This window comes from Kordia zhangzhouensis (assembly GCF_001005305.1).
Taxonomy (GTDB): Bacteria; Bacteroidota; Bacteroidia; order Flavobacteriales; family Flavobacteriaceae; genus Kordia; species Kordia zhangzhouensis.
Genome location: NZ_LBMH01000002.1, coordinates 33742 through 58816 on the forward strand (window position 1 = coordinate 33742; position 25075 = coordinate 58816).

Sequence of the window (25075 nt, forward strand, 5' to 3'; positions counted from 1 at the left end):
GTTTGTATTTGGTATTACTTTATTATAAGTTCAAATTAAGTCCCATCAAGATATTTCTTGATCTTGGGTAGAAGTTATTGTCAATTCCTCCATTTATTTCAGGATCTAAACCATCATAATCTGTTATTACAAATAAGTTTTGTCCTGTAGCATATACTCTCATTCTCACATCTTTAAAAAGATTGTCTAAATTGTACCCAATTGTAAGATTATCTAATTTTAAGAATGATGCATCTTGCACGTAGTAATCAGAGAATAATTGCTGATTTTGGAAACCTGTATCTAAGATGGAGGCATTTACGTTGTTGATAGAGTTTGCACCAAATAACGCTTGCGTGTTTCCTGTGTTTGATGCCACATTGTTATAAGCAAAGTTACCTAAACTTGCGCGTAATGTAAAACCAAAATCAAAATTACCATATTGCATGTTGGAGTTAAAACCAATTACTGCATCTGGGTTTGGACTCTTGTAACGGTACCTGTCATTAATATCAATTACTCCATCAGCATTAATATCTACATACGCTCCTTCGATTGGTGCACCGTTTGCATCATAGATTTGTTTGAATACGTAAAATGCGTTTACTTCATTTCCAACCGAGTTGATCTGGATAGTATTACCAACACCACCTGCGATTCCTCCTACTAACACACCTGGAGAATCTGTATTGTCTGTTAAGAATAACTTCGTAATCTTGTTCTCAAAGAAAGAGATATTGAAATTTGTATTCCATGTAAACTTATCGTTTTGAACTGGTGTTGCGTTCAAATTGATTTCTAAACCTCGGTTTTCCAAGTTTCCAACATTCGTTAATAATTGGTTAGACAAGTTGGTTCCTGCCGGTACTGGAATGAAGTTTAATAAGTCTTCAACTTTACGCTCATATACCTCAACAGAACCTGTAAGGCGATCATTGAAGAAACCAAAGTCTAAACCAAGGTTGATCGTTTTAGAGCGCTCCCAACGTAAATTTTCGTCATATTCTTCTGGACGAAGTGTTGTTACGAAGCGTGGCGAACCGTCTGAGTTGTATCCGAATTGATACTGAACTCTATTATCTCCTGTAGTATAACGTGGAATGTATCCGTAATCTAATCCTATTTCTTGTTGACCTGTTTCTCCGTATCCAGCTCTCAATTTTAATTGAGAGAATACTTTTGAGTTTTTCATGAAATCTTCATCAATAATATTCCATCCTAAAGAAACTCCTCCAAAGAAATCTGAGCGGTCATCAGGGTTTAAACGAGAAGAAATATCATTTCTTAAGTTTAAAGTTACCAAGTATTTGTTGTCATACGAAAAGTTCAAACGACCAAAGTACGATTCTAAGGCATTGTCTGTTTTAAAAGCATTGGAAGTTACTTCCCCCAATCCTGTTTCGTTTCTAAAACGATTAGATCTGTAAAAATACTGGTATGAGTGACCTACCGTAAGATCTACTGTACTCTTAATGCTTTCAATATCCTTTTTGTAAAACGCATACAGGTCTAACAAGTTACTTCTATTCAGTGTACTATTGGTTCCTGTAAATCCTTGAGAGTTAAAGTTAGAAGCTGCTTCTGCCGGAATGTTCAAGTTTCCATCTGCTTCAAAATAATCGTATCCACCTTTGGCAGTTAATTTTACATCTCTAAAGAATGGCAACGTATAATCAATATTTAAACTTCCTGTACTTCTTCTAGTGTACGCAGTATTATCATACAGCTCTAGTAAAGCTACTGGGTTACGCACCGCAATTGTATTGATAGTACCATCGTTGTTTACGTTTTCAGTATATCCGCCAAATGGACTTGTTGGATCGAATACTGATTGCGTTGGATCAAACGAAACCGCAGCACCAATAGCACCTCCATTTCCAAAAGTATCATCGAGTAATGCGCCTAATACATTTACTTCAACTTTAAGATCATCGTTCAATAAACGTTGGATGAACTTTACTGAACCTGTCCAACGATCTACTTTTGAGTTTCTCAATGTTCCTTCCTGTCGCACATACCCAACAGACGCTCTATACAAAGAGTTTTCAAAACCACCTGATAACGTAATGTTAGTGTCGGTCGTTAAGGAACCTCTGTAAATCTGATCTTGCCAATCTGTACTTGTATCTCCTAATTGTGCGATCTGATTTGCATTACCGTTAGCTGTCACTAATTCTCTAAATTCTGTTGAAGTTAACACGTCTACTTCGTTCACGTTGTTTCCAACAGATGTGTAGTGATTTACATTGATATTGAGCGGTTGCCCAGATTTTCCAGTTTTTGTCGTGATTAAAATTACACCTCCTGTTGCACGCGAACCATATATAGAAGCTGCAGATGCATCTTTTAATACGGTAAACGACTCAATATCGTTGGCGTTGATGTAATTTAATCCACTATTCCCTTGATCAAGAGGAACTCCATCCACTACAATTAATGGATTAGAACTTGCCGATAATGACGAAACTCCACCTCTAATTTTGATAGACGAACCACTTCCTGGTGCTCCACTTGGCGGTGTTACTTGCACACCTGCTGTTTTACCAGCAATTAATTGCTCTGGAGAAACAATTGCTCCACCATTAAAATCATCTGATGTTACCGATTCAACAGCTCCAGTTACATCTTTTTTTACTGCCGAACCATATCCCACTACAACAACTTCATCTAGTTGAGATGTATCTTCTTGTAATGCAACATTTACGCTAGATTGTCCGCTATATACAATTTCTTGTGACTTATAACCAACATACGTAAATACAATCGTCTGACCGTTCGTAGCATTTATCTGATACTTACCGTCAAAATCTGTGGTGGTTCCAGTGGTTGTTCCTTTTATCACCACATTTACTCCCAACAATGGAGTTCCTGTAGATTGCTCGGTAACAACACCTGTCACTTTTGTTTGGGCAAGCATTCCGATGGGAATCAAAAAAGCCAAAAACAAAATAAATTTTTGCATGTTCTTCATTAGTTTAATTTTTTGTTTTCAAAATTGTCGTCAAATAATCGCGTATTTTTCATTACATTTATTATGTCTTTTATGATAAAAATATGCGATTTTTCAAGTTTAAATACTCTATATTTTCACCTCTCGATGTTAAAACTATGTAAATTTTAAGTAAATCAAAATCTGGGCATAACTTTTGGTGTCACGCAAACGTTTTCGTGTTGAAAACTTTTGTAAACATTGGGTTTTATCTAATTAAAACAGCGTATTTTTAACAAAAAAATAAAAATTTACAGCCTAAATTATTGATTCGACAATCACTACGGAATGAAGCGAAAAGTAACCCTCAAACAAATAGCCAAAGAATTAGATGTTTCTGTATCAACTGTTTCAAAAGCTTTAAGAAATAGTAAAGAAATAAGTTTGGACACTCGAACAAAGGTTCAAGCATTTGCCAAACTTTATAATTACAGACCCAATAACATTGCTTTGAGTTTGAAAAATAAACGCACCAAAACTATTGGGGTTATTATACCTGAAATTGTACATCATTTCTTCTCAAATGTAATTAGTGGTATTGAAAAAGAAGCCAATAATAGAGGATATAATGTAATTATTGGATTGTCTAACGAATCATTTGATAAAGAAGTCATTAACATTGAAATGCTTGCCAACGGAAGCATTGATGGCTTTATTTTATCAGTAGCAAAAGAAACTCTTCTACTTCAAGATTACCATCATTTTTACGAAACTATCAATCAAGGAATGCCTATTGTGATGTTTGATAGAGTTGTCAACGAAATCGCTTGTGACAAAGTGGTTGTTGATGATAAGCTTGGCTCCAAAAAAGCGGTTGCGAAACTCATTGAAAGTGGTTGTAAACATATTGCTCTTATTACAACAAAAGATTATGTAAATGTTGGAAAGCTCCGTACACAAGGGTATTTGGAAGCGTTGGAAGAACATAAAATAGTGCCAAAATCGTCTTTAATTATAAAGGTTGAAGAAAATAAAGACAAAGAAGTTGAAATTGAAAAACTTGAACGTGAAATTTCCACTCTTTTTGATAAAGAAAAATCTATTGATGGGATTTTTGCGGTAAATGAACTGTATGCCATTACAGCCATGAAAATAGCTATTAACAAAGGATACAAGATACCAGAAGATCTGTCTATCATAGCTTTTACGGATGGTGTTTTATCCAAACACGCCATTCCTTCTTTAAGCACAATTAGCCAACATGCTTCCGAAATGGGTAAAAAAGCGGCTACTATGTTGATTGATAAATTAGAAGAGTTAGTAGACGAAGAAAAGTATCAAACTGAGGTCATCAACACCACATTGATTGAGAGAGACACTACTCGGTAAATCCATGATTTTCAAATACTAATTTGTTAAAATTAGATGAATTTCAACGTGAACTCCTCAATTTTATAATGTGTGTTTCAAAAAAACAATTATATTTACAGCCTTAAATATCAAGACTTATATTTTTACCTCTCACCCAAAAAGTAAGTTTTGATAAGTTTAAACGCTTATCGTAGTACTAATTAATACGTTACGATAATGAAAAAGCGTACCTTAAGTTTCTGGGAAATATGGAACATGAGTTTCGGTTTCTTAGGAATACAGATGGGGTTTGCACTCCAAAATGCCAACGTTAGTAGAATTTTTCAAACTCTTGGAGCTGAAATTGATGACATCCCAATTCTTTGGGTGGCCGCACCATTAACAGGATTAATTGTCCAACCTATTATAGGATATTTTAGTGATCGAACATGGCATCCAAAACTAGGGAGAAGAAGACCCTATTTTCTAGCTGGTGCCATTTTAGCATCGTTAGCATTAATCATCATGCCAAATTCTCCTGTATTATGGTTTGCTGCTGGTATGTTGTGGATTATGGACGCTTCTATTAATGTTTCTATGGAACCTTTTAGAGCTTTTGTAGGAGATAATTTGCCCGAAGAGCAACGCACTAAAGGATTTGCAATGCAAAGCTTTTTCATAGGAATTGGTGCGTATGTAGCCTCAAAACTGCCTAATATCTTAACGTATTTAGGAGTTTCCAATACAGCTCCCGAAGGAATCATTCCCGATTCTGTAAAATATTCATTCTACATTGGTGGTGCCGCTTTTTTTATTGCTGTGTTATGGACTGTTGTTTTTTCGAAGGAATATACCCCTGAAGAAATGGAAGCCTTTGAAGCAGCCGAGAAAGAAGATGATTTCGAAAAAGAAAAACAATCAGAGTCTTGGTTTATTTCCAATGGTAAATCTCACCTAATCAAAGGAATCATAGCAGTAACTATTGGATTGATTACGACCTATTTAATTTATCATTTCAATCTGAAAAAAGATTTGTACGTATTAACCTTAGGACTTATCACACTTGGAGGAGTTGCACTCATCATTTCTGGATTGATGCAACAAAACAAAAATACCAAAGGCGGCTTTATTACTATTATGAATGACTTTCAATCCATGCCAAAAATGATGAAGCAATTGGCTTGGGTTCAATTTTTTTCGTGGTTTGCACTCTTTTCAATGTGGATTTATATGACGCCCGCAATTACCGAATACATTTATGGCACTACTGACACGACATCCGAAGCATACAATATTGGAGCAAATCAAGTAGGAGAAATGTTTGCCAACTATAATCTAGTTGCCGCCATTGTAGCGTTCTTATTGCCTGTATTAGCAAAAGCTACCAGCAGAAAATTTACACACTTTTTAGCATTGGTCTCAGGTGGTTTTGGATTGATCTCAATTTATTTTATTTCAGAACCTTCTACATTTTTGGTAGAATGGCTTCCAATGATCGGAGTCGGAATTGCTTGGGCAAGTATCCTATCTATTCCGTACGCTATGCTATCAGGATCACTACCAGCTTCCAAAATGGGATATTACATGGGTGTTTTTAACTTCTTCATTGTAATTCCGCAGTTGGTCGCAGCTTCAATTCTAGGATTTTTAGTTTCGTACTTTTTTGAAAGCCAACCAGTATACGCATTGCTTATTGGCGGAGCTTCTATGATTTTGGCAGGCGTACTCTCATTAGCAGTAAATGATAATACTTCAACAACAGAATTGATTAATGAATAAAAAAGGATTTATATTCGATTTGGATGGTGTCATTGTTGACACCGCAAAATATCATTACCTAGCATGGAAAACCCTTGCCAATGAACTAGGTTTTGACATTACACCAGAACAAAACGAACAACTCAAAGGCGTAAGCAGAATACGTTCTCTAGAAATTATACTTGATTGGGGAAACAAAACACTGTCGGAAGATGAATTTATGAAATACATGGCAGAAAAGAACGATAATTATTTATCGCATATTGCACAAATGGACGCAGGTGAAATTCTCCCTGATGTCCCAAAAATACTTGACTATTTACAAGAAACACAGCAAGGAATTGCTTTAGGGTCTGCGAGTAAAAATGCCCGTAAAATTCTTCAAAAAGTAGGATTGCACGACATTTTTAAAAACGCGATTGTTGATGGAAATGATGTGAGCAAGGCTAAACCTGATCCAGAAGTATTCCTAATTGCTGCTCAAAAACTAAATATTGAACCAACAAACTGTATTGTGTTTGAAGACTCTGTAGCTGGCGTTACTGCCGCTAATACTGCAGGAATGATTTCTATCGGGATAGGTTCCAAAGAAACGCTTGGCCATGCAGATTATATTTTTAATGATTTTACAGAAATACAAACACTTTTTATACAAGAATTAATAAATAGATAATTTAGAAATTAAAACGTTTCTCGCTTAGAGTCTAAAAGCGCAGTGGTCTAATATCTTATATCTAATATCTAAGTAAAGAAAATGAATCAAAATTATATACAACCAGACAATTGGTCGATTATTGAAGAAGGATTTGACGCAGATAGCGTTAAATCTTCAGAAAGCCTCTTTAGCATTGGAAATGGCGCCATGGGACAACGGGCTAATTTTGAAGAATACTACTCTGGGGCAACATTTCAGGGAAGTTATATTGCCGGAGTATATTATCCAGATAAAACGAAAGTTGGTTGGTGGAAAAATGGGTATCCAGAATATTTTGCAAAAGTACTAAATGCTCCTAACTGGATAGGAATTAATGTAAAAGTAAACGGAGAAGTTCTCGATTTGAATACCTGCAAAAAGGTAGTGAATTTCCGTCGTGAACTCAATATGAAAGAAGGTTGGTATGAGCGTACATTTATGGCTACTTTACCAAATGATATTGAAATTGAAGTAAGAGCAAAACGTTTTCTAAGTATAGATATTGATGAAGTAGGTGTAATCGAATACAGTGTAAAACCGTTGAATACCGAGGCAACTATTCAATATACACCCTATCTAGATTCAGGCATCAAAAATGAAGACGCTAATTGGGAGGAAAAATTCTGGGAAACCATTCAAGTGAAAGAAGAAAGCAACCAAGCATTTATTGTTGCCAAAACACTTAAAACAAATTTTTACGCATGTACGTTCATGCAGAATGAGTTGTTTTTAAATGGTAAAAAGTTACAACTTCCTACAAACGCTTCTGAGAAAGCTACAGAAATATCTTTTGATTACACACAACAGGTAAAAGCCAACGAAACGTTTACCATTCATAAGTTTGGTGGTTATACTGTGTGTACAAACCACGATAAAAACAAACTTATTACGGCTGCCAAAAAAGCCTTAAATAATGCAACTTCATTAGGATTTGAAGCATTGCTAGAAAACCAAAAAGAAGCATGGGCTAAAATTTGGGAAATGGCAGACATTACGATTGAAGGTGATGTAAAAGCACAACAAGGAATTCGTTTCAATATCTTTCAACTGAATCAAACCTACTTAGGAAAAGATTCGCGACTCAACATCGGTCCAAAAGGATTTACAGGCGAAAAATACGGAGGAAGTACCTATTGGGACACCGAAGCGTATTGTATTCCGTTCTACATGACGACCAAAGACCAGCAAGTAGCTCGAAACTTATTACAATATCGCTATAACCACCTAGAAAAAGCAATTGAAAACGCACAAAAACTTGGATTCAATAATGGTGCGGCACTCTATCCAATGGTCACTATGAACGGAGAAGAATGCCACAACGAGTGGGAAATTACCTTTGAAGAAATTCACCGTAATGGAGCTATTGCTTTTGCCATTTACAACTATACACGTTATACAGGTGATTACAGTTATATTCCAGAAATGGGGCTCGAAGTAATGATTGGAATTGCACGTTTTTGGCATCAAAGAGCAAGTTTCTCTACCGCAAAAAACAAATATGTAATATTGGGTGTTACCGGTCCAAACGAATATGAAAACAATGTCAATAATAACTGGTATACAAATTATATAGCACAATGGTGTATCAAATTCGCTAAAGAGCATATCGAAAAAGTAAAACAAGAATACACAGCCGATTATAATCGTATCATGCAAAAAGTACGTTTATCAGATCAAGAAATCTCTTCATGGATGGAAGTTGCCGAAAATATGTACTTCCCATACAGTGAACAATACGGTGTATACTTACAACAAGATGGCTTCTTAGACAAAGACCTCGTTAGTGTGGCAGATTTAGACAGTTCTCAACGACCAATCAATCAAAAATGGAGTTGGGATCGCATCTTGCGTTCGCCGTACATCAAACAAGCAGATACCTTACAAGGTTTCTATTTCTTTGAAGATCATTTTTCCAAAGAAGAATTAGAAAAGCACTTTAACTTTTACGAACCATTCACTGTACACGAATCATCATTATCACCTTGTGTTCACAGTATTCAAGCAGCTGTATTAGACAAAATGGATATGGCGTATACTTTCTATTTACGTACTTCACGTTTAGATTTAGACGATTATAACAAAGAAGTAGAAGAAGGTTTACACATTACTTCCATGGCTGGAACTTGGATGAGTATTGTAGAAGGTTTTGGTGGAATGCGCGTAAAGGAAGATACGCTTTCATTTCAACCACGTATTCCAAAGCAATGGCAAGGCTATTCGTTTAAAGTGAATTTTAGAAATCAAATTCTAAAAATCAATGTAACCCATAAAGGAACGTCATTTGAATTGGAAAAAGGAAACAATCTAGTGATTTTGGTCGATGGTAAAAAAGTAGCCGTTTCGCCAAACGATTTGGTAACGGTTTAAATATAAGGAGCTATTTCCTGCTTTCCGTTGTATCTTTTTTTGCCACATAACAAAGCAAAAAAAGGATGCCACTGCAATCAGGGCTAATGAGAAACGATAGATTTAGAATTGAGATGTTGATACCGAATGTCATTCCTGCGTAGGCAGGAATGACATCATATAAATAAACAACCAAAACATCACTTCGAGTGATTTTTGAGCACACTGAGCCTGTCGAAGTGTACTCAAAAATAGTATCGAGAAGTACTTTAAAACACAAAGCAATCAAACAAAAGCATCTCACATCTCAATACCATATAAAAAAACCAATCAGATGAAAAAACTACTCATACTCCTCACACTCATAAGTTGTTTCTCGTGCAAACAATCCGAAGAAAAAACAACCGTCAACACTTCATCTGAACCTATAACAGAAATCAAAAACGACCTAGAACGAGTAGAACCGCCACATTGGTGGACAGGTTTTCAAAACACCAAACTCCAACTCTTGGTCAAACATCCAAACATTGCCAAAGCTTCGCCAAGCATTGCAAACAAAAGCATCACAATAGAAAAAGTGCAAAAAGGCGACAGTCCCAACTATCTTTTCATTGATTTGGATATCGCAAAGGCTACTGCTGGCAAATTCAATATCGAATTCAAACAAGAAAACGGAGACACACTCACGCAAACCTACGAACTCAAAAAACGCACAAAAGCTGCTAACGACTACATTGGGTTTGACAGTTCTGATGCTATCTATCTTATCACGCCAGACCGATTTGCAAATGCAATACCTGAAAATGACATTGACACAAGCCTACTAGAAACAGCCATTAATCGAAACGACGATTACGCACGCCACGGTGGCGATATCGCTGGAATCACAAAACATTTGGACTATATTGATGATTTAGGGTTTACGGCTGTTTGGTCATGTCCACTACTCACAAATGATATGCCGCAAAGTTCGTATCATGGTTATGCAATTACAGATTACTACCAAGTTGATCCGCGATTCGGAACATTTGACGAATACAAAGAATTGGCAGACAAAGCCAGCGAACGTGGCATGAAACTCATTATGGATCAAGTTGCCAATCATTGTGGTTTGGAACATTGGTGGATGAAAGATCTACCTTTCAACAATTGGGTAAATTACCAAGAAGAGTATAGCAAAGGAGCTCCAACTCATCATTCCAATCATAGGCGTACTTCCAATCAAGATATCTATGCTTCTCAAAGTGACAAAGAAGGCATGAGTAAAGGATGGTTTGTCAGTGCAATGCCCGACCTTAATCAGCAAAATCCTTTTATGGCGACCTATCTTATCCAAAATAGTATATGGTGGATTGAAGCCTTGGGGCTTGGCGGTATTCGTCAAGACACCTATCCATATCCTGACAAAGAGTTTATGAGCAAATGGGCAGGCGCAATTATGAGAGAATATCCTAACTTTTCTATTGTTGGTGAAGAATGGAGTTACAATCCATTACTCATAGGATATTGGCAAAAAGGCGCAAAAAACAATGATGGTTATGAAAGTAATCTTACCTCAACCATGGATTTTGCCATGCAACGAAAAACAGTAGAAGCTCTTAATGAACAAGAATCGTGGGATAAAGGATTGGTAAAAATCTATGAAGGCTTGGCAAACGATTTTCATTATGCAAATCCTAAAGACATTATGATCTTTCCTGACAATCATGATATGAGCCGCATTTTCACACAGCTCAATGGCGATGTTACAAATACAAAAATGGCATTGAGTTTTCAATTCGTGTTGCCTAGAATTCCACAAATCTATTACGGAACAGAAATTTTGATGAACGACTTTGAAAAACCTGGCGATCACGGATTGATACGAACGGACTTTCCAGGCGGCTGGCAAGGTGATTCAACAAATGCCTTTACAGGAGAAGGTTTGACAGACGAGCAAAAAGACATGCAAGCCTATCTTAAAAAACTATTGAATTTCCGTAAAAACAACAACACCATTCACGAGGGAAAAACAGTGCATTTTGCGCCGTTCATGGGAACGTATTTCTTGTTTAGAACATCGGGTGAGGAAACTGTTGTACACATCATTAACAAAAATGAACAACCAATTACAATAGATTTAAAACGTTACGCGGAAATGAATCTCAAAGGAAAAACGCTTAAAAATGTCATTACAGGCGAGCAAATGACGTGGGGCGATGACATGCAATTCAAAGAAAAAGGAAGTGTTATTTTGACAACGAAGTTGGATTAGATATTAGATGTTAGTATTGAGATATGAGTAGTGAGATTTTTTGAAAATCGACTGTCATTCCTGCGAAGGCAGGAACCCATAGAATATCCTTGTGGATTCCGCATCAGGTACGGAATGACATCGCATAAATAAACAACCAAACCGTCACTTCGAGTGATTTTCTGAAAGAAAATAGTATCGAGAAGTACTTGGAAACAAAATTTAACTAGATATAAAATATGAGTAATGAGTTTTCTGAAAATCAAATGAGCCTAGCAAATTTGTCTCAATTCTCAATACTATTCTAAAAAATGAACTATAAATTCACAATCATAGCACTTTCGCTCCTTTTCTTCTCCTGCAAAGGCACGCAAAAAGACGACAACACCGACGGAAAAAAATCTGTGACGTTTATTGTGACCGATTTGCCTGCGAATCACGATTTTTCTAAAGATCTCTACATTTCGGGCGATTTTGAAGGATGGTCTGGCGGACGACCAGAACTAAAACTAGAAAAGAAAAACAAAACCTATCAAATTACACTTCCTAATCACAAAGAAACCATCCAATACAAATTTACATTAGGAACATGGGAAACTGTTGAATTAGATGAAAAACGACAAAATATAGAAAATAGGACGTATAGTTTTAAAGAAATACCTGAAACTATCAAAGTTTCAATTGGCAATTGGTCTAACGGAAGTCCCAACAAAACAGTTTCAAGCAAACAACCAAATGTCACCACTTTTGCAGAAAATTTTAAAATTCCACAGTTAAATACTACACGGAAAATTCAAGTGTACTTGCCCCCAAATTATCAAACTACCAAAGAGTCATTTCCTGTATTGTATATGCACGATGGACAAAATGTATTTGATAAAGCGACCTCATATTCAGGTGAATGGGAAGTAGATGAAATATTAAACAAATTATATCAAACACACGGTTTAAGCGTAATTGTTGTCGCAATTGACAATAGCGAAAATCGCATGCAAGAATACACTGCTTGGAAACACGAAAAGCATCCTTCTCCACAAGGAAAACAATACATAGAGTTTATTGCCAAAACACTAAAACCAGCCGTTGACGAAACCTATAGAACCAAAAAAGATGCTAAAAACACAGCCATCATGGGAAGTTCTATGGGTGGATTGATATCACATTACGCCGCATTTGCGCATCCGAATATATTTGGAAAAGCTGGTATTTTCTCGCCTTCTTTTTGGTTTTCTGATGACATTTTTTCCTTTACAGAAAAACAATTGGCAACTGCTAAAAATTCACACCTATACTATTTAATGGGAAATAAAGAAGGAGAACAAATGGTAGGTAATTTGCAAAAAATGATTTCGCTATTTGAAAAAAACAAATTTCCTAAAGCAACTTACAAGGTAAAGTTTTCTCCAGAAGGCATACATAACGAAGCATTTTGGCGAAGCGAACTTAAAGATGCCTTACTTTTTCTATTTTCTGAAGACATAAAAAAGCAACCGAGCGAAAAAATTGAAGCAACAGAAGTCACCACCGCAAAACTGTACGCTGGAAAACTGATGCGTGTCGTGGATTTTCCTTCCAACTATATTGTGCCTAGAAACGTAGATGTTTGGTTGCCAGAAGATTATTCCACAGATAAAAAATACAACGTATTGTACATGCATGATGGACAAATGTTGTATGACGCATCTACAACTTGGAATAAACAAGAATGGAAAGTAGATGAAGTTGCTACTAAACTCATGAGTGAAGGTAGCGTAAAAGATTTCATAGTGGTTTCTCCGTGGAATATTGCTGAAATTCGTTGGCAAGATTATTTTCCTCAAAAAGCATTTGACTACTTGAGTGCAGACGTTCAGAAGAAATTTCGTGAAGATGCAAAGAAGAACAATTTCTCCCTACAATTTAATGCGGACAACTATTTAAAATTCCTTACGGAAGAACTCAAACCATATATCGACACCACCTATTCTGTAAAAACCGAACGCAAACACACCTTTGTAGCAGGTTCAAGCATGGGCGGATTAATTTCGATGTATGCGATGTGTGAATATCCAAAGGTTTTTAGTGCCGCAGCGTGTATTTCTACACATTGGGTGGGTGCGCAACCGATGGAAAACAATCCGCTTCCTGAAGCATTTTTTGCGTATATGGACGCAAATTTACCTTCACCAAAAACGCATCGTTTCTATTTTGATTACGGCACCGAAACGCTAGACAAATACTACCCGCAATACGCACCTAAAGTGGATGCTATTTTTAAGAAAAAAGGATATCGTGACGGTAGTATAAATTTTTTAAATAGAAAGTTTGAAGGAGCTGATCATTCAGAAAACTCTTGGCAAAAACGATTGCACATTCCGTTTATGTTTTTGTTTTTAGACCCAAAATGGGCACTTGAGACCGATTATCAAAAATTATTTTTAAATAAATAGTAATGAAAATACGTAATATTCTATTCATATCTTGTCTTTGGTTTTCGTTCTCGCTGGCGCAGAATGCAGAACGAAAGTTCATTCAATATAGTAAAAGTGTCAATGTACACGCCATTGATGTCTCAGACGGACGCTATTATATTCGCTTTATCAGTGATGAGATGGTCGGCACAACATTTCTCCCGAAAGGACAAAAAATTACTTCAAAAAGTCATGCAGTTATTTTAAAAAATATTCAGAAGATACCATCGGTTGAGGAGTCTGCCACTTCCGTAGATTTAATCTCAGACGGAATTTCGGTGCATATACAAAAATCGCCGTTTCAAATCTCCTACAAATACAAAGGAACGCCTATTATTTCAGAAAAAAACGGCTACCAAAAACTTCCTGACGGAGAAGCAATTCAGTTCAACTTAACAGATGATGAAATATTGTACGGCGGCGGCGCGCGTGCGTTGGGCATGAATCGTCGCGGAAACCGTTTGAAACTATACAACAGAGCGCATTACGGTTACGAAACGCATTCGGAATTGATGAATTATACCATGCCGATTGTACTCTCGTCCAACAAATACATGCTGCATTTTGACAACGCGCCCATCGGTTATTTGGATTTGGACAGCAAAAAAGACAATACACTCACCTATGAAACCATTTCGGGACGTAAAACCTATCAAGTGATTGCAGGTAATTCCTGGGAAGCGGTTTTAGACAACTACACCAATTTGACAGGAAAACAACCGTTGCCACCACGTTGGGCATTGGGGAATTTTTCGAGTCGATTTGGCTACCATTCGCAAGCGGAAACCGAAGCTACCATTGCGAAATTTAAAGAAGAAAAAATTCCTGTAGACGCGATTATTCTAGACTTGTATTGGTTTGGGAAAGATATCAAAGGTACGATGGGAAATCTGCAAGTGTACAAAGATTCCTTTCCAGATGCCCAACAAATGATCAAGAATCTAAACGAACAAGGTGTAAAAACAATTTTTATCACCGAACCATTTATTTTGACAACGTCTAAAAGATGGCATGAAACTGCAAACTTGGGAATCTTAGCGAAAGATTCAGTGGGTCAACCCTACAAGTTTGACTTTTATTTTGGAAATACGGGCTTAATTGATATTTACAATCCGAAAGGCGAAGCGTGGTTTTGGAATATTTACAAAGAATTAGCAGAACTAGGCGTTGCAGGCGTTTGGGGCGATTTGGGCGAACCCGAAGTGCATCCTGAAAAACTCATCCATCACACAGGAACCGCCAATGAAGTACACAATATTTACGGACACGATTGGGCGCGATTGGTCTACGAAGGCTACGCACGCGATTTTCCAAATGTACGACCGTTTATTTTGATGCGTGCTGGCTATTCAGGTTCGCAACGTTATGGATTGATTCCATGGTCTGGTGATGTCAACAGAACTTGGGGCGGATTGCAATCACAACCAGAAATTGCGTTGCAAATGAGCATGCAAGGTTTAAGTTATATGCACTCGGATTTAGGTGGTTTTGCAGGCGCGAATTTGAATGATAATTTATACATCCGATGGTTGCAATATGGTGTGTTTCAACCAATTTACAGACCACATGCACAAGAAGAAGTTCCGAGTGAGCCTGTATTCCGTTCCGCACGAGCGAAAAAATTAGCCAAACAAGCGATTGAATTGCGCTATCAATTATTGCCATACAATTACACCTTGGCTTTTGAAAACAACCAAAAAGGCACGCCACTCATGCGTCCGTTGTTTTTTGAAGAAACTGATAACAAAAAATTATACACCAATGCTTCCACCTATTTGTGGGGACATGATTTTTTAGTGACGCCGATTCTAAAAGATAACGTGGACACCAAAGAAGTCTACTTTCCAAAAGGTAGTATGTGGTTTGACTTTGAAACGAACGAAAAAGTCATCGGTGGACAAACGAAAATGGTGAAAACAAAAGAACATTCAATTCCTGTGTTTGTACGTGGTGGTGCGTTTATTCCGATGGCAAAGCCGATGCAAACTACGGCAAACTATGATGCCAATCGTTTGGAATTGCATTACTATCACGATGAAACTATTGCCGAAAGTGAACGCATGCTGTATAATGATGATGGCGAAACTAAAAATGCGTTTGAAAAAGGCATGTATGAATTGTTGGAGTTTGAAAGTGAATTTGAAAACAATCGCTTAGAGATTGAACTAGAAGCGGAAATTGGCAAAAACTTTTCAGCAACTACCAAAGAAATTGACGTGATTGTTCACAACATTCATAAAAATCCTAGAAAAATAAAATTTCGTGGCAAACGTGTAAAATTTGACTGGAATGCCACACAAAAAACGGTTCGTTTTACGGTAACTTGGAATACCGAAAAAGAACGTGAAATTACAATTAAACTATAGAAATTAACACAAATACCAATGAAAAAACTAAGTCTACTCTGTGTGTCAGTGTTGATTCTTTTCTCGTGTGAAACGAAAAAGAAAGAAGCTGATACCACACCAAAAGAAGAAAAAGAAACGACCATCGCAGCGGTTTCTGCTGATATGATGGAAAGTGCAGTCATTTACGAAGCAAATATTCGTCAATATTCTGAAGAAGGATCTTTCAATGCATTCACTAAAGATATTCCGCAATTAAAAGAATTAGGAGTAAAGATTATTTGGCTGATGCCCATCTTTCCTATTTCTGAAACCAAACGAAAAGCGACAGGCGATCAGTTTGTGAGTGATATTGAAGATGAGGAAGAACGCAAAAAATACCTAGGAAGCTACTACGCAGTATCAGACTTTACCAAGATTAATCCTGAGTTTGGAACAATTGAAGATTTTAGAGAATTGGTACAAACCGCTCATAATAATGATATCTACGTAATTTTAGATTGGGTACCAAATCACACAGGTTGGGATCATACGTGGATTAAAACCAATCCTGAATTCTACACAAAAAATGACAAAGGTGAAATTACCGATCCGTTAAACGAGGATGGAACACCTGTTGGCTGGGCAGATGTTGCCGATTTGAATTACGACAACAAAGAACTCCGCAAAGAAATGATAAAAGACATGCAGTATTGGCTAAAAGAAGAAGGTGTTGATGGTTTTCGTTGTGATGTAGCAGGTTCTGTTCCTACTGATTTTTGGGAAGAAGCCATTCCTCAATTACGTGCTACTAAAAATATTTTTATGCTAGCAGAAGCATGGGAACCAGAATTGTTAGAAGGTGATTTATTTGACATGGCATATGGTTGGGACACACACCATCAAATGAATCATATTGCTCAAGGTAAAGAAACCGTAGAAGCGTGGAATCAACGCATGCAACAAATTGACTCATTGTATGAAGAAGATGATATTTTAATGAACTTTGTGACCAATCATGATGAAAATTCATGGAATGGAACCATTGAAGAACGAATGGGCGAAGGAGCTGCCGCTTTTACAGCATTAATCTATACAGCTCCAGGAATGCCTTTAATTTATTCTGGACAAGAATACGACATGAAGCATCAATTAAAATTCTTTGAAAAAGATCAAATTCCAAAAGAAAAAGGAGCTATGTGGCCATTATTGAAAAAATTAGGCGCTTTAAAAAACACAAATATTGCCTTACACGGAGGTAAAAATCCTGCTTCATACACTAAAATTTCTACCAGTGAAGCTGACAATGTGCTAGCCTTTGAACGTGAAAAAAATGGAAAAAGGGTAATTTATATTGGTAATCTCTCTAAAGATACAGTGATTACAAAAATTGATTTGGATGGAAGTTTTACCAACTACCTTACTGGAGATACCGTAATTTTTAGAGAAGGACAAGATGTTGCATTGCAACCTTGGCAATATATGGTGTTAACTGCTGAATAAAGTACTATTGTGATAAGTATATCTTTACACACATAAACTCCGCTTTGATAGCGGAGTTTTTTATCTACGTCCCTTCTCTAAAAAAGCTCCTGAGGTTTTAGTCATTTCCTTCGCTGCTTTTTTATCAACTCTTACATATTTTTATATTCAGCAACTTACACTTAACTGCTAGCTTATAAAATCATTAAAAATTTGCAACAAGAAATCTTGCTCTTTTTTTAAAAAAGTAATTGTTTTTATTACATCTTCAAACAAAAAAGAGCCTCCTTTAGGAGGCTCTCTTCTCTTACCAAAAATTGGTTATTCTTATTTGGGGTCTTAGGGTAATAAGGGAAATAATTTATAACCAATAAATTACTTTAACCATGAAAAAAAGTTATGTCAAATATAGTATTCTTGGCACTATAAAACACTATATATTAGACAATAATAACCAAACCTTCGACGAATGTATTCTTTTTGTAGATAAATGAATATCTTAATGTCAAATTACTGTTAAATATTTATGCTCCATGCAGCATTCACGCTGCTATTTGTCAGTAAAATATCACTATAATGTTACTATAAGTTTTCCTGTGTTGCTTCGACTAAGTACACAGTATACTTTTTTTATAAGTATCTTTATATTGTTTACTGAAGGAATAAGTTATTTATGGAGAAAAAAAATATGGAATTAGCAACCATTGGTGGTGGCTGTTTTTGGTGTACCGAAGCTGTTTTTCAACAAGTAAAAGGTGTGCAAAAAGTTGTTTCAGGTTATAGCGGCGGAACAGTTCCTGGCAAACCGACTTATAGAGAAGTTTGTTCAGGCTTAACTGGACATGCTGAAGTAATCCAAATTACATTTGATCCAACTTTGATATCATACAAAGATATTCTAATCATTTTTATGACGACTCATGATCCTACTACATTGAATCGTCAAGGTGCAGATGTGGGTACACAATACCGTTCAGTCATTTTTTATCATACGGAAACACAAAAACAAATAGCGGAAAGTGTAATTAGCGAATTAACTTCCTATTATGAGAATCCTATTGTAACTGAGGTGGCTGCAGCTGAGCCATTTTTTGAGGCTGAAGCAGAACATCAAGATTATTATCGACAAAATACACAACAAGGATATTGCAACTTTGTAATCACGCCAAAACTTGCCAAACTACGCAAGTTGCATGCTGATAAGTTAAAGTAAATAGGAACATTTATTCTAAAAAATAGTGCTGCTCATTGGATGTTAACAATCGGCAGTGCTGTTTTTTTCCCATCAATTGATATCTGTATTTAGCAATCACTTTGTATCCTGTATCTGTAATGAATTTTGGAAGCCAACGAAGGTATTGAGCATATCGATACGGTCCTTGTATATATTTAGCAATAGCAAAAATAGCGGCTGATTTTTTAAAAAATACTCCATTCTCAATACAAATAATTGTTTCTGGTGTTGAGGTGTAATTATATTTTTGCAATAATTGTTTTCCAATTTCAGATTGAAAAGATACAAAACGTAAAGTTGACAAAGGTTTTTTATCCAAGATAAATTGGACACTTGCATCACAAAAACCACAAATTCCATCATACATTACAATTGTGTATTGAACTATCAATTCATCCATGTAATTAGTTTCCATAACGAATCTTTTTTAGGGAATAAGACATACAAAATAATACTACGGACAACAAAATCATCATAAGCGTATACGAAACTGAATTGTGCAATGCTCCAAAATAATCTGTTAAAGTCACTAAATTGATATTACTATAGATTAAAAAGAAAAAGACAATTTCAAATAGTTTTTTAGATTTTGTGAGTGTTCCAAAGAATACCGAAAGCAAAATGATAAAAATTGCTCCCAATACAATATTTACAATTGTATGAAAGTCCAGTTCTACTAAATAACATACCAATAATGGCATTGCAATAAGTAAAGCAATACAAACCCCTGCCAAAATTCGTGATACAAATAGTCGCTGTAACGGTTTATAGGATGAAGCTGTGAAATAATACGTGCGAAACGAAATATCTTTGGTAACTAAATCTGACCAGACTCCTACTTGTAAGAACCATACCAAAGGTAATATATAGTAATGTGCAAATTTGAGTGGTACAAAAATCATAGCAAACATCAAACAAAAGCTAATACCAATCAACCATTTGGGACTTTTTCGAACGAGCATGACGATTTCTGCTCCAATCAATGGAGATACGTGCGAGGAAAATTCTGGAGTAATTGCTAGATTACTGAGTTGAAAACCTGCACTATTTTGTGTTTGTAAGCTTACTTTTTTTGAAGAAAGAACCAATTTTTCTTTGATATTGAATCTATGAAATACAACCGAAACTAAAAATGTTGCCAGCATCGCTATTATAATCCACAACAACCGATTCCACACATAGTTTTGCGAAAAAGAAATACGTTCTACGGTGATAACTTTGTCAAGATCTCTTCCTCCAGAAACAAAGCCTATTATTAGTTTTGTAGATTCTGATGGGTGTTGCTGTTGAATTTGCTCTGTTACGATTGCAATGGGCTCTTGAATTCCAAACATGTCAAAAGTTGCGTTCTTTTCTGTAGAAAACCCAAATAACGATACAAAGTATATGATAAGAAATATTCCGTATTGTACAAATCGTTTTTTAGGAAATAGTACTTCTAACGCAAGTGATAAAGCCGAAACTACAAACAATGTAGGTACGGTAATCAAAAGTAGTGGAAGCACAAAGTCTAGCAGTTGTAATGTGTATTGACTTCCAAAAACAAAGAGTAATACAATTCCAGCCAACAATACAACACCAAGAATAGTTATCAATATACATAGATTGCTTATGAGCTTAGAAAATAGATAACTACTATTGGATATTTGAGTCGTTCCAATAATGTGACCAATACGTGTTTCTATATCTTTTTGAATGCTTCCATTGATGAGGAAAAAACCTGCTAACGATAAAAATGTACTTGCCATTACTGCTATAACCAATCCTATCCAAACACTGTTGTAATCGCCTGTAAACGCACCCAAACGTATAGTTGAATAAGTAGCTTTTGGCGATGGTACTAAACTTAAGGCTACATATACACTAATGGCTACTGTAATGAGAAACGAATAGCTTCGCACGTATTGTAGATAGTTTCCTTTGATGATATTGATGAATGAACGCATGCGACTAATTTTTTGTTAAATAGATATAAGCATCTTCAAGTGTGACGGCCACAGGTTGTGCATCTACATGTGGCGTTTCAGATAGATATCGCACTCTAAAGTTATCTTGTAAGCGATACGAACTTACCACGGTATGGTATTTTTTGAAGTTTTGAATATTTGAACGATTAACAGTCGTTTCAAATACTTTCCCTTTGGCAAGTTCAATGATGTCTTCTTGCGAATTTTTAGCAATCAAATTTCCATCTTTCATAATTGCCACCTCATCAGCAATACTTTGAATGTCTGAAACAATGTGTGACGATAGAATGATGATACGCTCACTTGCCAAATCGGAGATAAGATCACGAAAACGCAAACGTTCTTCAGGATCCAATCCAACCGTTGGCTCATCAAATATGATTACTTTTGGGTCATTGAGCAACGCTTGTGCAATTCCAATCCGTTGAATCATTCCGCCCGAATAGGTTCCAAGATGTTTGTTGGCAACTTCAATTAGGTTTAGTTCTACAAGCAGTTTTTCAATACGCTCATATAATCCATTTCCTCCAACGCCTTTCATAGCAGCGATATACGACAAAAACTCAAAAGCATTCAAATTTGGATATACGCCAAAATCTTGCGGAAGGTATCCTAATATTCTACGAATGTAGTTTGGTGATTTTACGATATCATTCCCGTTTAACGAAATGGTTCCTGAAGTTGGCTTGCTAATGGATGAAATCATTTTGATTAAGGTTGATTTTCCTGCGCCATTTGGGCCAAGCAAACCTAAAATTCCTGAAGAGATGTGGATGCTATAATCGCTAACTCCGTATTTTTTTGAACTGTATTTTTTTGAAACATTCGTCACTGCTAATTCCATAATTCATAAGGTAAAGGTGAATATTCTATTGTATGCTAAGTAGGTTTATATAATCTATCTTCCGTTTGCAATCATGCGTTGAAAGTTTTCTTTTTTTGCAAATACTTCTTCCAGACTGATAGATTTGTTTTCGCTTATTTTTCCTTTTACTTCGGCTAATTTTTTTTCAAACATATCTACTGATTCGTATCCAATGCTATTTGCCATTACTGATTCAAAGTGACTGTTAGATTCTAGTACTAATCCTGGTAATCCGTAAAAAACGTATGGTCCTCCATTTACTGAAATTTCTGGTGCAAACCATGCATATACTTTTGGATTTCCTTTTAAGTGTGCTTTTTTACACTGGTATCCATTAATTTCCTTTTGTTCATTAGTGATTGTCCACTCGATGTCGTTCACATTTCCTGTAAAGTTGATTTTGGAACCCATGAATACTTCTTTTCCAAAGAGTTTTCCTTCTGTAGTACGATATGCGAAATAGGTATATCCTGTTGTTTTTAAGTTTTCTACTTCTGTAATTGAATCAATTATATATATAGATTCTTTTGTTTTTACATTTTGGTAAAAACTACTATGAATTTTGTAGGCTTCCATTTTTGCCATTACGTCTGAGAATTCAGACGGATCTTGAATTTGCTTTTTTAATAAATCTACTAAGAAGTCAGAAACGCAACTACTTGTATAACTTACTTTTACGATGTTCTTGTCTTTAGTTTGTGCGTTCACATTCAATGTAATACTTACAAAAAGAATTGCTGCTAAAATTTTGATAGTTTTCATGATACTGGTATTTAAAAGTTTATAAAATGTGTTGGTTAAAGTTTGAATTTAATCCCTCCAATAATGTAATTGAGTGATTGATTGTTAATAATTGTATTGGTAATTCCGTTGGTAATGATAAACTGTGAGTTGTACGCATCGTTCTCAAAAAACGAAAGCAATTCACCAATATGCCTAGCTTCCATACTGAATGTTATTTTGTTGTACGTGTATGATAAACCAAGGTTTAAGTTTTTTCTGGTATAGGTAATTCCGTTGATACGATTGTTGTCATATAAAAAGGAGACATTTCCTCTCCATGCTTTATTTTTGAGTAACACTGCCGCACTATTTCGTGTGTATACTGCTTCATAGGTTGTATTGGCAACTTCATCACTGTTGAACGATACTTCAGACGTCACACGAAAATTTAAGAGTTTGTCCGTAATTGTTTCTATTGTAAGTGTTGGTTCAATCGTTTGGGTCGTGACTTCTGTATTAAATTGATTGATGATTGCTGGATATTGTGTACTTGTATACGTTGCTGATAGTGTCACTTTTGTTGGATATGAAAGTGGCGCTACCGTTTTTGCATAATACGAGTTTACTTTAAACGTACTTGATTCCTCCGCCATAAAAAGCTCGAATGTTGAAATTCCGTTTTCCTGCCCTAAAAAGTTTTTACGTAATACGTTTTTATTTTTTTCAAAAGAAGTACTGACAGCAAAGGCTTCTCCATCAAAAATGTTGGTATAATCGTAACTTGCCTTTATATAGCTAGAAGTATTGTAGTTTGCAGGAAATGTCAAATCTCCATTCCAAATACTGTTAAACGGTTGAATCGTTGTGATTCCTGTTAATAGTTCGTTGAATGTACGTGTTCTTTCATATTTGATATGATAACGATTTACACGATCTTCATAACTTATGGACGCTTTTGTTGGAATGAACACATCTTTTTGTTCAATATTATCTGTCACAATTCGGTTGGTGAATGGATTGACACCAATCATAACATTATAATCCAATCCTTTTACAACTCCGTCACCTTCTACTGTAAGATTTACAAAAAACTCGTCACGTTCTCTTCTGAGTAACTTCGCATTGGTCAACTCGCGATCTTTCAATTCATCTTGTGTCGCCACATAGCGCGTTGATAACTTAGGAATAAATTTATCAGAGACCTTATATTTTAAAGCTAAACTTGCTTGCGCCTCATTTTTGTCAAAACGATACGCTTGTGCTTCATTGGTCATATTTATTGCATCACGAATAGTAAAGTCATTCAACAAGGTATTGCCTTCACTGTAGTAAGTTCCTTTAGTTTCAAGGATAAGTTTCTTTTGTAGTTTTGAAGTAAATAATAATTGATGGTATTGTGAAAAGATGTTGTTATTGTTATTGGATACCGTTGTATTTACACCCTCAGGATTTCCGTTGTCAAACAGTTGGTTTTCTACAAAACTATTATTCTTCGCATTTACATAATCAATATTGATATTATACGTAAGAATTGATTTATTGGTAAGCTTGTAGGCTAATGATGCCGCACCCAAGAATGAATGTGTTTTAGCTCCCATTTTTTCAATACTACTTAACAGCGATACATTGTCCAACGTGCTTACGTCTTGTACTACACTGTTGATTCTGTCTGGCGTAAAATAATACAACACCGCAGATGTTTTTAAACGTTGTGTCTGATTGCGAAGCGTCAAATTTGTACTGCTAAAGAAGTCTTTTTGTAAGTTTTCATTGGTTGCGAATAAGTCTCCTAATGTGTGTTCTTGGTACTCAGAAATTGGCAAGCCCGTTTTGAAAATATTTTTGATTTCTCGAGCGCTGATTGTAGTTTTTCCGATATTATTAGTGTTGTTGGTAAAGAAAGCGTTCAAGTTTTCAGAAAACATAAATCCTTTCGCACGTAATTCATACTTGTCTTGATATCCTGCTTTGGCTTCTAGCGAACCGTTCAAGATACTTGATTGTGATTCTTTCAAATCAATATTTAAGACACTTTCTTCTGTTTCGTCAAAATCGAGAGTAAACTCATCATTATAATTATTGATTACACTAATATCTTTAATAATCTTTTTCTCAATACTTTCGAGTGCGATATTGTTTTGGTTTTCAAACGATGGTTTTTTGTTTACAAGAATCTTATCGATATTTTTTCCTTTATAAATAATCGTTCCATCGTCCGTTAAACGAAAGTTTGGAATTTTACTAAGAATGTCCTTCAAATTATCATCTTCGTATAGCTTTAGCTTTTCCAAATCCAAACGAACTGTGTCTTTTACTTCATTGCTAGAAATAATTACAACTTGATCTAATGAATCCGTGTTATCTTCTAAAATGATATCTAGATGGATAATTTCTTGAGAAAGATTTAGCGAAGAGACTTCTTTTTGTTGTTTTACATAGGCAATATGTGTAATCTCAATCATATCTGTTGAAACGATTTCGCTTTCCATAGAAAACATTCCTAGCGCATCTGTCACTGTATATTTTTTGATGTTTTTTGACGCATCATACACTACAATTGCAGCACCTTCTACCGCAAGTCCTTGCATATCGCTCACTTTTCCTTGAAGAGTCTTTGTTTGTGCTATCCCCATAGCCGACAAGAAGAAGCTGATAAGTATTGTAATATGTGTTATTTGACGTGACATTTTCTTTGTTTTTTGAACAATGTATTAAACTATACTACTTACATTGTAATACTA

General features: G+C 35.7%; 15 protein-coding genes. 9 read left to right on the top strand and 6 right to left on the bottom strand.

All coding sequences use genetic code 11. The features are described 5' to 3' along the window. Positions 1-22: 22 nt before the first annotated feature. The gene (locus AA088_RS01710; RefSeq protein WP_052752744.1) at positions 23-2941 is read right to left on the bottom strand and encodes a SusC/RagA family TonB-linked outer membrane protein; all 2919 of its coding nucleotides are present in this window, start codon (positions 2939-2941) and stop codon (positions 23-25) included. Positions 2942-3256: 315 nt separating this feature from the next. On the opposite strand from AA088_RS01710, the gene AA088_RS01715 reads away from it, so the two are divergent. From AA088_RS01715 to msrA, 9 genes are all read left to right on the top strand, one after another. Then, entirely contained in the window at positions 3257-4297 is a 1041-nt protein-coding gene (locus AA088_RS01715) for a LacI family DNA-binding transcriptional regulator (protein WP_046743232.1), read from the top strand. A 198-nt stretch (positions 4298-4495) separates the two neighbouring features. Beyond that, entirely contained in the window at positions 4496-6037 is a 1542-nt protein-coding gene (locus AA088_RS01720) for an MFS transporter (RefSeq protein WP_046743233.1), read from the top strand. Further along, positions 6030-6689, top strand: a complete 660-nt coding sequence (gene pgmB, locus AA088_RS01725; protein WP_046743234.1) for a beta-phosphoglucomutase — start codon at positions 6030-6032, stop codon at positions 6687-6689. The genes AA088_RS01720 and pgmB overlap by 8 nt, the downstream gene beginning before the upstream one ends. 81 nt (positions 6690-6770) lie before the next feature. Beyond that, positions 6771-9077: a glycoside hydrolase family 65 protein gene (locus AA088_RS01730; RefSeq protein ID WP_046743235.1), complete on the top strand. Its 2307-nt coding sequence runs from the start codon at positions 6771-6773 to the stop codon at positions 9075-9077. Positions 9078-9390: 313 nt separating this feature from the next. After that, the gene (locus AA088_RS01735) at positions 9391-11310 is read left to right on the top strand and encodes a glycoside hydrolase family 13 protein (RefSeq protein ID WP_046743236.1); all 1920 of its coding nucleotides are present in this window, start codon (positions 9391-9393) and stop codon (positions 11308-11310) included. 290 nt (positions 11311-11600) lie between these two features. Next, the gene (locus tag AA088_RS18695) at positions 11601-13718 is read left to right on the top strand and encodes an alpha/beta hydrolase (protein WP_082106519.1); all 2118 of its coding nucleotides are present in this window, start codon (positions 11601-11603) and stop codon (positions 13716-13718) included. 2 nt (positions 13719-13720) lie between these two features. Beyond that, positions 13721-16105, top strand: a complete 2385-nt coding sequence (locus tag AA088_RS01745) for a glycoside hydrolase family 31 protein (RefSeq protein ID WP_046743237.1) — start codon at positions 13721-13723, stop codon at positions 16103-16105. Positions 16106-16123: 18 nt separating this feature from the next. Continuing rightward, positions 16124-17566, top strand: coding sequence for an alpha-amylase family glycosyl hydrolase (locus AA088_RS01750; protein WP_046743238.1), 1443 nt, complete (start codon positions 16124-16126; stop codon positions 17564-17566). 652 nt (positions 17567-18218) lie between these two features. Further along, complete coding sequence (gene msrA / locus AA088_RS01755) at positions 18219-18758, top strand: peptide-methionine (S)-S-oxide reductase MsrA (protein WP_046743239.1); 540 nt, start codon at positions 18219-18221, stop codon at positions 18756-18758. Positions 18759-18768: 10 nt separating this feature from the next. Here msrA and AA088_RS01760 read toward each other — a convergent pair whose 3' ends face one another. Genes AA088_RS01760 through AA088_RS01780 form a run of 5 tightly spaced genes read right to left on the bottom strand, consistent with a single transcriptional unit; the run spans position 18769 to position 25021 of the window. Then, positions 18769-19194 carry a thiol-disulfide oxidoreductase DCC family protein gene (locus AA088_RS01760; protein WP_052752745.1) on the bottom strand — a complete coding sequence of 142 codons (426 nt, stop codon included), beginning with the start codon at positions 19192-19194 and terminating at the stop codon, positions 18769-18771. Then, entirely contained in the window at positions 19184-20725 is a 1542-nt protein-coding gene (locus AA088_RS01765; protein WP_052752746.1) for a hypothetical protein, read from the bottom strand. Before AA088_RS01765 ends, AA088_RS01760 begins: the two co-directional genes overlap by 11 nt. A gap of 4 nt (positions 20726-20729) precedes the next feature. After that, positions 20730-21590: an ABC transporter ATP-binding protein gene (locus tag AA088_RS01770; RefSeq protein ID WP_046743240.1), complete on the bottom strand. Its 861-nt coding sequence runs from the start codon at positions 21588-21590 to the stop codon at positions 20730-20732. 54 nt (positions 21591-21644) lie between these two features. Further along, positions 21645-22373: a GLPGLI family protein gene (locus AA088_RS01775; protein ID WP_046743241.1), complete on the bottom strand. Its 729-nt coding sequence runs from the start codon at positions 22371-22373 to the stop codon at positions 21645-21647. A gap of 35 nt (positions 22374-22408) precedes the next feature. Continuing rightward, positions 22409-25021 carry a peptidase associated/transthyretin-like domain-containing protein gene (locus AA088_RS01780; RefSeq protein WP_156168352.1) on the bottom strand — a complete coding sequence of 871 codons (2613 nt, stop codon included), beginning with the start codon at positions 25019-25021 and terminating at the stop codon, positions 22409-22411. Positions 25022-25075: the final 54 nt, after the last annotated feature.